Annotated in this window: 11 protein-coding genes; 7 read left to right on the top strand and 4 right to left on the bottom strand. The window is 63.8% G+C overall.

From position 1 onward, the window contains the following. Positions 1–41 precede the first annotated feature (41 nt). A complete protein-coding gene (locus tag FOM02_RS05625; protein WP_027560595.1) occupies positions 42–521 on the top strand; it encodes a MarR family winged helix-turn-helix transcriptional regulator in 480 nt (159 codons plus the stop codon). 44 nt (positions 522–565) lie between these two features. Here the strand turns inward: FOM02_RS05625 and FOM02_RS05620 are convergent, their stop codons facing one another. Continuing rightward, positions 566–1417 (bottom strand): alpha/beta fold hydrolase, encoded by an 852-nt coding sequence (locus FOM02_RS05620; protein WP_027560594.1) that lies wholly within the window; start codon positions 1415–1417, stop codon positions 566–568. A gap of 127 nt (positions 1418–1544) precedes the next feature. Here FOM02_RS05620 and FOM02_RS05615 point away from each other — a divergent pair, with 127 nt between their 5' ends. Next, on the top strand, positions 1545–2159 hold the full coding sequence (locus FOM02_RS05615; protein WP_027560593.1) for a CGNR zinc finger domain-containing protein: 615 nt from the start codon (positions 1545–1547) through the stop codon (positions 2157–2159). Positions 2160–2201: 42 nt separating this feature from the next. On the opposite strand, the gene FOM02_RS05610 is transcribed toward FOM02_RS05615, so the two are convergent. Further along, positions 2202–2882 (bottom strand): TetR/AcrR family transcriptional regulator, encoded by a 681-nt coding sequence (locus FOM02_RS05610; RefSeq protein WP_027560592.1) that lies wholly within the window; start codon positions 2880–2882, stop codon positions 2202–2204. Between the two features lie 172 nt (positions 2883–3054). Here FOM02_RS05610 and FOM02_RS05605 point away from each other — a divergent pair, with 172 nt between their 5' ends. The 3 genes from FOM02_RS05605 (at position 3055) to FOM02_RS05595 (ending at position 5616) form a co-directional block, all read left to right on the top strand. Next, the gene (locus FOM02_RS05605) at positions 3055–3918 is read left to right on the top strand and encodes a DUF3313 domain-containing protein (protein ID WP_027560591.1); all 864 of its coding nucleotides are present in this window, start codon (positions 3055–3057) and stop codon (positions 3916–3918) included. Positions 3919–3975: 57 nt separating this feature from the next. Beyond that, a complete protein-coding gene (locus FOM02_RS05600; protein ID WP_027560590.1) occupies positions 3976–4230 on the top strand; it encodes a hypothetical protein in 255 nt (84 codons plus the stop codon). Between the two features lie 450 nt (positions 4231–4680). Beyond that, entirely contained in the window at positions 4681–5616 is a 936-nt protein-coding gene (locus FOM02_RS05595) for a LysM peptidoglycan-binding domain-containing protein (protein WP_027560588.1), read from the top strand. A 37-nt stretch (positions 5617–5653) separates the two neighbouring features. On the opposite strand, the gene FOM02_RS05590 is transcribed toward FOM02_RS05595, so the two are convergent. Further along, the gene (locus FOM02_RS05590) at positions 5654–8974 is read right to left on the bottom strand and encodes a VCBS domain-containing protein (RefSeq protein ID WP_231164103.1); all 3321 of its coding nucleotides are present in this window, start codon (positions 8972–8974) and stop codon (positions 5654–5656) included. A gap of 354 nt (positions 8975–9328) precedes the next feature. Here FOM02_RS05590 and FOM02_RS05585 point away from each other — a divergent pair, with 354 nt between their 5' ends. After that, the gene (locus tag FOM02_RS05585) at positions 9329–9979 is read left to right on the top strand and encodes a FecR family protein (RefSeq protein WP_027560586.1); all 651 of its coding nucleotides are present in this window, start codon (positions 9329–9331) and stop codon (positions 9977–9979) included. Positions 9980–10032: 53 nt separating this feature from the next. After that, positions 10033–10878: a tetratricopeptide repeat protein gene (locus tag FOM02_RS05580; RefSeq protein ID WP_245161721.1), complete on the top strand. Its 846-nt coding sequence runs from the start codon at positions 10033–10035 to the stop codon at positions 10876–10878. Positions 10879–11019: 141 nt separating this feature from the next. On the opposite strand, the gene FOM02_RS05575 is transcribed toward FOM02_RS05580, so the two are convergent. Beyond that, positions 11020–12093, bottom strand: a complete 1074-nt coding sequence (locus FOM02_RS05575) for a tartrate dehydrogenase (protein WP_027560584.1) — start codon at positions 12091–12093, stop codon at positions 11020–11022. Positions 12094–12099: the final 6 nt, after the last annotated feature.

Below are 12099 nucleotides of genomic sequence, written 5' to 3'. Positions count from 1 at the left end.
AATTCGGCCCAGCCTTGGATTGAGAATTTGGATTGAGAATCATGAGCTCGAAGACTCGGAAACCCGGAGCGAAATCCGCGTCGCAGCCGGAAAGTTCGCTGGACCTGCGCGCGCTGCAGCGCACGCCTGGCTTCATGCTGCGCCTCGCGCAGCTGAAGTTCTTCGAGGGCTTCTATGAGGAGTTCGCCGCACTCGGCCTGACGCCGGCGACCTATGCGATCTTCGCCGTCATCCGCGACAATCCCGGCGTGCCGCCGAGCAGCCTCGCCAGCTTGCTGCGGCTGCGCCTGCCGAACCTGATCAAGATCCTGAACGAGCTGGAATCGTCCGGCTTCATCAAGCGCAACCGCTCGAAGTCCGATCGTCGCGCCGTCGAGCTCGTGCTCACGCCGAAGGGCGCAAAGCTGATTGAGGAGGGGACAAAGCTGACGGAGCCCTACAACAAGAGGATGCTGGTGCCGCTCACCGAGACCGAGCAGCGCACGCTGCTCGAGCTCTTGAACCGGATGCTGCCGCTTTAGGGCGGCGCCGCAATGCTGCTACAGGCCGCGGCGCGCATGTCCCGTCATTTCAAGAACGAGCGAATGCTCTCCGCGATCTCTCGCGCATGCGTTTCCAGCGCGAAATGGCCGGTGTCGAAGAACTGAACCACCGCGTTGGGATTGTCGCCCTTGAAGGCTTCGGCCCCCGGCGGGATGAAGAACGGATCGTTCTTACCCCACACCGCCAGGAACGGCGGCTTGCGCGTGCGGAAATAGCTCTGGAATAGCGGATAGAGCGCGACGTTGCTCTTGTAGTCGCCGAACAGGTCGAGCTGCACGTCGTCCGAGCCCGGGCGCGCCAAATAGAAATTGTCGAGGTTCTGGCCGTCCGGCGACACCAGGGACGGATCGGGGACGCCATGGGTGTACTGCCAGCGCGTCGCCTCCGGCGTGAGGAAGGCGCGCAGCGCCTCGCGGTTCGCCGGCGAGGGGTCCTGCCAATAGGCCTTGATCGGAGTCCAACCGTCGCTGAGGCCGTCCTCATAGGCGTTGCCGTTCTGCGAGATGATCGCCGTGATCCGTTCGGGATGGCTGAGCGCGAGCCGGAAGCCGGTCGGTGCGCCATAGTCGAAGACGTAGATGGCGAAGCGGTCAAAGCCGATCACCTCGGTGAAGCGCTCGATCACATGCGCGATGTTCTCGAAATTGTAGACGAAGTCCTGGCGCGGCGGCATGTCGGACTGGCCGAAGCCGGGAAGGTCGGGCGCGACGATATGATATTTGTCCGCGAGCAGCGGGATCAGGTCGCGGAACATGTGACCGGCGCTCGGAAAGCCGTGCAGCAGCAAAAGCTTCGGCGCGCCCTTGAGGCCGACCTCGCGATAGAACACCTTGAAGCCGTCGACGTCTGCGGTGCGGTAGGTCGTCGGGGTCATGACCCTCTCCATTTTACGTAACCTGTTAAATCGTCTTATTCAGGTTATGAAAGTCGATAGTAACTTGTCAATGGCTATTTTACTGGTTACGTAGGGTTGCCTTCTCACGACAGGCCAAGGACCGCTCATGGACAGACCACCCGCGATGTTCCTCGCCGACTCGCTCGGCCTCGATTTCCTCAACTCGGTGGCGACGCCAGTCGATACACCCGTCGATTGGCTCGACGATGGCGATGGCCTGATCGACTGGCTGGCGCAGGCGAAGCTGGTGCCGCCGGAGGAGCTGGATGCGCTGACGGCGCGCGCCAGACCGGCCGACCTCGACGAGGTCGCCGATCAGGTCCGCGCCTTGCGCGAGTGGTTCAGGGGCTTTGTTCTGGAGCATGCGGGCCGGCCGCTGACGGCGAAGGCGCTGCACGAGCTTGGCCCGTTGAACGGCATCCTGGAGCGCGATGAGACGTTCCTGCAAGTCGGGCCTCGCCATGGTGAGGAAGGCCTTGCGCTGCAGAGGACGCGGCGCTGGCGATCACCGGAGTCCCTGCTGTTGCCTATCGGCGAAGCGATGGCAAAGTTCGTCTGCGACGAAGACTTTTCCGACGTGAAGGCGTGCGAGGGCCATAACTGCACGATGCTGTTCGCCGACCACACCCGCAGGCGCGCGCGGCGATGGTGCAGCATGGCGATTTGCGGCAACCGCGCCAAGCAGGCCGCGCATCGCGACAGGCTCAAGAGCCGGCCGTGACGGCGACGCGCAGCTGCGGCAGGCCGCGCCGCAGGGGATGCCCTATGGTCGCTTCCTGACCAGCTTGAGCGGACGACTGGTCCCTTGACTGCGCGGCTTGCTCGCGGTGCTCTGCGCCGCGGCTGGCCGCAGGAAGCGGAGGAGCATCGTGCGCAGATGCGCCGCGCTCTGCTTGATATCCAGCTTGGGATTGCGGATCGGCAGGGCGCGGGATCCGTCGATGAGGGCGATCAGGATGTTCGCCGTCGCATCCGGATCCAGCCCTGGATCGACCCGCCCCTGCTGTTGCGCGTGGCGCAGGAAGTCGCTCCACATGCGGCGGACCGCCGCGGTGTGCCGTTCGATGATCTTGGCGAAGTCCGGATTGCGGCCTGCCTCGGCGAGGCCATCCAGATTGAGGATTTGGGCGGGACGAAAGCGCAGGCTGTTGTCCTCGATGTCGACGAGCAGCGCCTCGATTACGTCGTCGGCCGCGAGAATCCTCTCAAACCGCTCCGCCGCATGCGCAACGCCCAGATCGATCATCGCCTCGATGATCGCCTCCTTGCTCGGAAAGTAATGGTAGAGGTGGCCGGGACTGATGCCGGCCTCGGTGCAGATGTCCGTCGTGCTGGCGCCGCGGAAGCCGTCCCTGATGAAGCAGCGGATCGCCGCGCCGAGGATCTCCTGGCGCTTCTGCTCATGCTTGACGGGATCGACTTTCCTCAAATCGGACATCTCCATTCACACTCGCCCCGTTTAGCACGACGATTTGCCACGAGAAAATCAAAATTAGAGAGTTCCATCTATTTATGTTGACCGAGTGTTGCGAGGCGTGAGAGTGATTATTAGAGCAATCTCTCTAATAAGCCGTCGATGCGGGAATGGGACCATGCGCTTGCCACGGACGGCCCTGATGAGCGTCGCGCTGGCGCTCGGTGGCTGCGCGACCGCGCCGCTCGAACGGGCCGGCTCGCTCAGGAGCTACGACCGGATGTCGGATGCGAACGGACTGGTGACGCGGTCGCAGATCCGGATGAACAAGAAGGACTTGCTCGCGGCGAAGACGATCCGGATCGCATCGACCGCGTTTCCTGCGCGCCCTGGCGTTGCGCTGAACGACAAAGAGCGCCGCCTCGTCGCCAACGCCGTCAGCCGCGAACTTTGTCTCCGCTTGAGCGAGCGCTTCCGTATCGTCTCCAACGATGACGACGCCGACCTCACGGTTCAGGCGACGGTGACGCATGCCACGCCGACCAGCGCGACTGCCTCCGGCGCGTCGAAAGCCCTGTCGATCGCCAAGACCGTCGCGCTTCCCGGCGTACCCGTGCCGGTGCCGCGGCTTCCGGTCGGCCTCGGCAGTCTGTCGGTCGAAGCGGAAGCGCGCGACTTCGCCGGATTTCAGAAAGCAGCCATGGTGTGGGCGCGCAGCGCCAATTCCATCTCGAATTCCGCGCGCGTCGCCAACGAAGGCGATGCCTACGATCTCGCCGCCGATTTCGGCGCGGACTTCGCCAAGCTGGTCACGACCGGAGAGTCGCCGTTCGGTGGTATCGCTGCCCTGCCGCCGATGGAGAGCATTCCCGTGCGGCTCGGCGGCGCACCGAAATACGTCGCGTGCGAGGCGTTCGGGCGCTTTCCAGGCCTGACCGGCCTTGCGGGGCAGGGGCTCGGCCTGCCGCCGGCCTGGACGGATTCCGGCGCCAAGGACAGTCCGGCCAACAGTCCAGACCCGGCGTCGCCGCCCGGGCCGGGTTCAGAGCAGCCGCTGACGCAGTAATGCGGCTGCGCGCTGATCTCCGAGCTCAACACATCGATAGCCGATCAGAGACATCACATGCTGACATCCGGAACGACACGCCCTTCCGAGCGCGCTTTGCGCCAAAGCGCAGCGCGCCACGATGCGCGAGCGAGGAGCGTCCCCCTGTTCACGGCTGACGAAGCGTGGAGCCGCACGGTCGCGGATCGGCGTGTGGCCGGCGAGACGGATGATCAGGAGGCGATGCTCGAGTCCGGCTTCTGGATGACGGCCCTGGTCGCGTTTCTGCCGACCGTCGCGGGCTGCCTCTATCTCTTCCTGACCCAGGGATGAGGCGCCGGTCTCTGGCGGCCTTGTCCGCCGTCCTGACGCTGTTGCTCGCGGGATGCGCAACGAGCGCGAATCTGCCTCCTGCCTATCATCCTCCGCGTCCGCCGGGCGCCAAGGCGTTGCAGGAGGGCGTCAAGAAAGCGGCCGCCGAGGTCAAGCTGACCGGCGGACTCGAGACAACCGACGTCCGCCAGAGCGACCACGGGCCGGGATCGTATTTCGTCTGCCTGAGGCAGCGCGGGTTCGGCGGGCGGCAGGTCGCCCGCCTATTCGGTCTTTTTCGACGATGATGCCTACAAGGGCATCCAGAGTTCGGTGATCCTGGATGCCTGCGAAGCCCAGCCATGGGCTCCGTTCAGTTGAGGTTCCATGCCCCAAAATCCACCCAATCGGTGGTCACTAAGCCCCCGTGGGGAGGGGCGTAATACCTCCTGTGGTGGGACGGCTGATCTGATGATCGATTTGAGGCGAGTTGTCGTGCTGGCAGCGTTTGCGCTGCTCGCCTTGTATCCCGTCGTGGCTGCGGCGTCCCCGGCCAAGTCGAAGCCGGCGGCGGCCCCTGCCGTACCCGTCGCTCCGCCTGCCGCGCCCTTCGAGCCGCTGCCGCCGCCGAAAATCTACCTGTTCCGCGGCGCTATGGGCCCGATCTTCTCGACCGGCATGGACCGGCTCAGCGAGAAGCTGACCAAGGCCGGCTTCTCGGCGGACGTCTACGAATTCACCATCTGCCGGCTGATCGGCAACCGCGCCATCGCCAGCTACAAGGAGAGCCCCGCACCGATCGTGCTGATCGGCCATTCCATGGGCGGGCTGTGCTCGATCGTGATCTCCGAGATGGCGGCCAAGGAGAACATCCCGATCAGCCTCGTGGTCGCCATCGACCCCGCGCATGCGACCGGCGACGTGCCACTCAATGTCGAGCGCTTCATCAACATCTTCATGTCCGACAGCGTGCTCGGCGGCGGCGACGTCGTGGCGGTGCCCGGCTATCGCGGTCACTATGCGAGCTACGACCTTAAGGAAAACGCGCGCGTCTCGCATATCAACATCGAGAAGTCGGACGACATCCATCGCCAGATCATCGAGATGGTGACGCAGCTGCCGCGCATTCCGCCGCAGACCCAGGCCGATGCCGTGCCGCTGCGCTATCTCGTGCCGGGCGATACGCTGGTCGAATTATGGGACAGCGGGGTGCGCGTGCCGGTACGCCGCGGCGACACCCTGGAGAGCATCGCCGCAGCCAACCGCGTGCCGCTGTGGACGCTCGCGCAGAGCAACTCGCTGGCCGAGAACGCGCAGCTCACGCCCGGCCAGACCATCATCGTCCCGCGCCACCTGACGCCGCCCGAGCCTGCCGCTGCCATGGCTGCGCCGCCAGGCCGGCGGTAGCATCGCTGCGGATCCGGGGCTTGCTGCGCGGCCAGCCTCACACGATGAGATCGTGCTGCACAGGATGGTCGACGTGTCCGTTGTGAGCACCATTGTCCGTATGCGAAGCCTCGGTCATTGGCGCCGCGTCAGCATGTCCCTTGGTCTCTCCCGCGTGTCCGTGCTGATCGGGCGGTGACGGAAGATCGTCCACGACGGCGGTGCTCGATTTCTCGTGACCCGGATTCAGGAATTTAAAATTGTCTGCTGCGTGCGGATTTGCTTCTGAGCCAGACGCGCCGTTGGCCTTGGAATGCAGCTGAGTATCAAGCGCGCCCCCGGTATCGGCGGCGCTCGCATCGCCAGGCGCCTCGGCAGCCTTGCCGCTGTTGGTGTGTTGGGCGGATGCAAAGTGGAAGCCGTCCGGTGTGCTGAAAGGAACTTCCAGTCCCGAATGACTTTCGGTTGCAGTGCTGATCGGACTGATCGACATCGAATGGTTGCTGTCGTCTTTTCCAATTTGCTCAAAGACGAACTTGAAGTCCGCCAATGGCGAAACGCTCGCTACTTCCAAGAGGCCGGGTGTCGCAGTCCCGGCCGAGTCGGAAGAGCCGGGATGCTCGCTCGGCCCGGTCCGGCTTTGACCGGCATCAAGGCTATGGTTCGCGTCGGCTGCTTGAGCCGCGGAGATCTGGTCGACGGGGAGGGTCTCGGCCGTCGTGTCAGCGATGCTATCGTGTCCGGGGGGCCCGCCGACGAACGGAGGATCCGATACCACGGTCGTCCCTGTGGCCAGATTGTCGAAGTCGTTGGTGTCGCAGTCGCTGGCGCCATGGATCGAGATCGTCACCTCTTGCTTGGTGCCGTCGATGCTTGTCACCGTGAAATGATCGCTGAGAGTATCGCAGGTATCGAGTGCGTTGACCACGCTGTTGCAGTTGTCGAGCGTATAGGTCCATACGCCGGTGGCGCTCATCGTGAAGGTGCCGTAGCCGCAGTCGCTTGCAGTCGGCGAGGTCACGGCGGTGAAGCTGTTGGCCGGATTGTCGACATCGGTATCGGTGAGCGTGCCAACCGCGACTGGCCTGCCGGGTGAGATTGCGCCCGCCTCGAGCACCGAGCCTGTCGTGGTGCCACAAATGATTGCGGCGTCATTCGTGCCGAAGATCTTGATGGTCACCACCTGCGGCGTACCGTCGATGGTCGTCACAGTGAATGTGTCGGTCAGCGTGCCGCAGGCATTCAGCGCCTGCACGGTGCTGTTGCAGTTGTCGAGCGTGTAGGTCCACGTGCCACACGCCGTCATCGTGAAGGTGCCGAAGCCGCCTGCGCTCGGCTTGGGCGAGCTCACCGCGACGAAGGTGTTCGACGGATTGTCGGGATCGGTGTCGGTCAGTGTACCGCAGGCGACCGGCGTCCCGGGCTTCCCGTTGGCGATGCCCCCGGCCTCGATCACGCAGCCGGCCGTCTGTCCGGAAATGACGGCCGCATCGTTGCTGCCGTTGATGGTGATCGTCACCACCTGTGCGGTGCCATCGATCGTGGTTACCGTGAAGCTGTCGGTCAGCGTCTGGCCGTTGTTGAGCGCCTGTACCTTGGTGTTGGCATTGTCGAGTGTGTAGGTCCACACGCCGGCGGCTGTCATCGTAAAGCTGCCGTAGCCGCCCACGCTCGCCGTCGGCGAGCCGGCCGCCACGAAGGTGTTGGACGGATTGTCGACGTCGACATCGGCAAGCATGCCCGTCGCGATCGACGTACCGGGCGAGGTGCAGCTGCCTTCGATAACAGCACCGGCGGCGGTGCCGGAGATGATGGCGGCGTCGTTGCTGCCATGGATCGTGATCGTGACGACTTGCGGGGTGCCGTCGATGCTGGTCACCGTCAAGGTATCGGTCAGGGTGTCCCCGACATTGAGGGCCTGGACCGCATGATTGGTGTTGTCGAGCATGTAGGTCCACACGCCGGCTGCCGTGATCGTGAAGAAGCCATAGCCACCCGTGCTCATGGTCGGCGAACTGACCGCCGCGAACGTATTGGGCAGGTTGTCGACGTCCACATCCGTGAGCGTGCCGGTTGCCGTTGGCGCGCCAGGCGCCGCATTGGTGGCACCGCCTGCCTCCGCCACCGTGCCATTGACGTTGCCTGAGATGATAGCCGCGTCGTTGGCGCCGTTGATGTTGATCGTGAAGGCCTGACCCACCGAGAGCGAGCCGTCCGAAACTGTGATGAGGAAGCTCGTCGTCGTCGGCGATTGCAGGGCGTTGATTGCATCGTTGTTCGGAACGAAGGCGTAGGCGCCGGACGTGCTGTTCAGGAAAAGGGTGCCAAAGGGACCCGCCTGCGAAAGATTGTAGGTCACCCCATTCAGTGTCGTGCTGCCGGCTGTTCCCCCGCTGAGGCCGAAGGCCAGTACGGCGCCGGTCTCGGAACTGTTGGCCGTGAAAGTACCGCTCGCCGTGGTGAACTGGTCGAAATGGATCGTGTCGACTTCGACCGGTCCGGCGGGCAGGCCCAGAGACGGCGGCGTATGTATGATGATGGGAACAGGGATGTCGAACGGCGGCAGCGGCGGAAGCGGGTCTTGCGGCCTAGTCGAGTCATGCGACGTGAAATTGATATGCTGAATCGAGAGTGAATCGCCGAAAGGAGGTGTGCTCGATCCCGTCGGCCCCCGCGTGAGATTGGCGAGCACGTCCTGTTGCGCCGACTGCAACTCCTCCATTCGCGTAGCACTATTGGCGACCTGATCGACCCTGACCGAGGAGCCGATCCTGTTCAGGACGATGGTCTCGCCGGGATCTTCGACGATGATGTGTCGCGGCACCGCCTCCTTGGTGATGAGCTCGAAGGAGCCGTGCTGAAGGTCTTTGTAATTGATCTTGTCGTCATCCAGGAATGTGGCGTCGGGGTCCGCGGCGTTTGCGTCCGGCATCATCGAGAAGGTCAGCGCCGCAAGCGTCAGTATTCCGAAACCGCTCGAATAGGAGCGGCCGCGAAGGCTTCCCAACGGCGTGTCGACCGTCAGAGTGCCGCCGCTGCCCAGCCGGCCGGCTGCGAAGGAAAAGCTTCCTCTGGTCACCGCAAGCACGATCGCGCGCACGGTGTCGTTGGGATCGTAGACGAAATCGCTCACCTCGATCCGGGCTCCGCCGGCGAGATTGAAGACGGTGCCGTCGACGAGCAGAATTCCGACCTGTCCGTCCGCGGCAGTCTCGATTGTGTCACCATGACAGACAGGGGCGCCAACGCTGACCTGTATTGCCGCGGAGTTGTCTCGCGTGAGAGTTGTGCGACCAATCGCCGTCTGAACGATGCCGATGATTTGGTGAGGCGGGATCGCGACGGCCTCATCCGAGAGTTCAACGCCGGACGCAACCAACATTGGGCCTCGCCTGCTGGACAATTCTGGCTCAGCGCGATGCCGCAGTCTTGTTGGTCTTGCCTACGCCACAGAAACAGAATGCACTGGCGTCGGCTGATTGGGCCCTGCACGCCGAAAACGTTTTGAAACTCGATCCCTGCGGGGCCAGCCAGGAGCAGGGCCCCCCTTCCTGCGAGCTTAAGCGCCCCGGCGCGACGGTGGAAAACGCAAAAGGAGTACTCCATTTGTAGGCTGGTCCATGGGGCCGCTTCAGGTGGTAGATTCCGCGATGCACGACGTGCGGGCGCCGCCGAGGTTCAAAGAGCCCATCGCGCGGCCATGCGAACGAGATCTTCTCGGAGATGGCGGGTCATGTGCAGACAGACGATTGCAGCTTTCGCGACCGGTTTCGTTTGGGTATTTGCAAGTACCCTCTCTGGGCCCGCGCAAGCGCAAGTCGATTCTGTGAAGCCCGCCGTCCAGGATGTTGCGCCAAAACTCATCGGTAAGGTCATCCGCGTCACCGGCGTGGTCACGATCGAGCACAAGGGTGCGGTCGTGGTCCAGGCGAGCCTTGGCGATCAGGCCGGCCAAACCAAGGTTGGCGATGTCGTATATCTGGGCGACGTGGTGCGAACCGAGGTCGACAGCCGGGTCAGCATCAACTTCACCGACGGCTCGTCGTTCAATCTGTCCAGCAACGCTCTCATGACGTTGGACGAGTATGTGTACGAGCCGGAGGGGAAGTCGAATGCGACGTTTTTCAATCTGACCAAGGGAACGGCCACGTTTGTTGCCGGCAAGGTCGCCAAGACCGGCGACATGAAGGTGGATACGCCCGTCGCGACCATGGGAATCCGAGGCACCACGCCGCACATCGAAATCCAGGATGATGGTTCCACCAGATTCTCCACTCTGATCGAAGAGGGCAAGAGCAAGGCGCTGAAGAAGCGTGCAGCCGCCCCGCCGCAGCAGCCCGCAGACGCAGCCAATCGCAAGCTGACCATCTGCCGAGGATGCTGAAGCGATTCCGCGCTGCGTCATCCATTGCAGTGGGAGCCGTTACGGACATGAGTATGAGGGGCGCTCTCATCGACGGCGCGGCGACCATCCTCGTTTTGCTGTTGGTCGGCTCACCGGCAGCGGCGCGACAGCCGCAGGAAAACAGCAATCTCAAGAGCATCGAACTGTGCAACGGCGCGGACGTTCCGCCTCAAGCCAGGATCGTCGGCTGCACGGCGCTCATTGGTTCGGGTGAGGCCAATGCGGACGCGCTGGCCGTCGCCTACAACAATCGCGGCAATGCTTACGTCGTGACGGCGGAGTACGACCTCGCGATCAAGGATTTCGATCAGGCGATCGAGCTCGCCTCGGGTTACGTCAAACCGGTCAACAATCGCGGCGTGGCCTATCTGAAGAAGGGGGCGTATGACGTCGCGGTGAAGGCTTTCGACGAGGCCATCAAGCTCAATCCCAACTATGGCGGTGCCTTCGTCAACCGAGCCGAAGCCTACATTAAGATGAACGAGTACGAGCGCGCCGCGCGCGACTTCGACGAGGCGATTCGTCTCGACCCGAATTCGAATCTTGCCTGGAGCGGACGTTGCTGGATACGGGCCGCCCTCGGCAATCTCGAGGCCGGGCTCGACGACTGCAACAGGGCGCTCCAGTCGGGATCGGACAGTGCCGCGGCCTACGACTCGCGTGCGCTGATCCATCTGAAGATGGGCCAACTCGCCGCGGCCATCGACGACTATAATGCGGCGTTGCGCGTCGAGCCGAAGCTGGCAAGCGCGCTTTATGGGCGTGGACTTGCCAAGCTCAGGCAGGGTGACCAAACCGGCGGCGACAGCGACATCTCGGCAGCGAGGATCATCGAGGCCAAGATCGGCGATGACTTCGCCCGCCATGGCGTCAAGTGAGGCGAGGCCGCGGGAGGTCGTTTGAGTTCGCGGAATAGAGGATCGCGAAGTTGATGGAGGGGGCTCGACGCTCCCGCGCGCGGAGCCCCCCTCGGCCAGCCTGGCGTCGGATGTCGGTTCGACCGCCGGCTCCTCAGTCCGCTACACGTTCGAGCCGTGGATCGCATCGATCACGGCATCCGTGACTTCCTTCGTCGTCGCCTTGCCGCCGACATCGGGCGTCAGCACGCCGGCCGCGCAGACGCGCTCGACCGCCTTCATCAACCGCACAGCCGCGTCTTTCTCGCCGAGATGCTCGAGCATCTGCGCGCCGGTCCAGAACGTCGCGACCGGATTGGCAATGCCCTTGCCGGTGATGTCGAAGGCCGAGCCATGGATCGGCTCGAACATCGAGGGGAAGCGGCGCTGCGGATCGATGTTGCCGGTCGGCGCCACGCCGAGGCTCCCTGCCAGCGCGCCGGCAAGGTCCGAGAGGATGTCGGCGTGCAGATTGGTCGCAACGATGGTGTCGAGGCTCTTCGGATGCAGCGTCATGCGCACCGTCATGGCGTCGACCAGCATCTTGTCCCAGGTCACGTCGGGGAATTCGGTCGCGACCTCGGCGGCGATCTCGTCCCACATCACCATACCGTGGCGCTGCGCGTTCGACTTGGTCACGACGGTGAGCAGTTTGCGCGGCCGCGACTGCGCCAGCTGGAACGCATAGCGCATGATGCGGGTGATGCCGACGCGGGTGAACACGGCGACTTCCGTGCCGACCTCTTCCGGCAGTCCCTTGTGGGCGCGGCCGCCCATGCCGGCATATTCGCCTTCCGAATTCTCGCGCACGATCACCCAGTCGAGATCGCCGACGCCGACATTGCGCAGCGGCGAGGCGACGCCCGGCAAAATCTTGGTCGGCCGCACATTGGCATATTGGTCAAAGCCCTGGCAGATCGGCAGGCGCAGGCCCCACAGCGTGATGTGGTCGGGCACGTCGGGCGCGCCGACCGCGCCGAAATAGATCGCGTCGAACTTCTTCAGCTCGGCGAGGCCATCGGCCGGCATCATCACGCCGTGCTTCTTGTAATAGTCCGAGCCCCAGTCGAACGTTTTGACGTTGAAGGCGAGGTCGCCGCTGCGTTTTGCGAGAGCCTCCAGCACGCGGACGCCGGCCGAGATCACCTCGGGGCCGATGCCGTCGGCGGGAATGGCTGCGATCGAATGGGTGCGCATGAAGAT

The sequence above is a fragment of the Bradyrhizobium sp. SEMIA genome, from assembly GCF_014844175.1.
Classification (GTDB): domain Bacteria; phylum Pseudomonadota; class Alphaproteobacteria; order Rhizobiales; family Xanthobacteraceae; genus Bradyrhizobium; species Bradyrhizobium arachidis.
The sequence above is the reverse complement of the archived record's forward strand: the minus strand, read 5'-3'. Positions and strand labels throughout refer to the sequence as shown.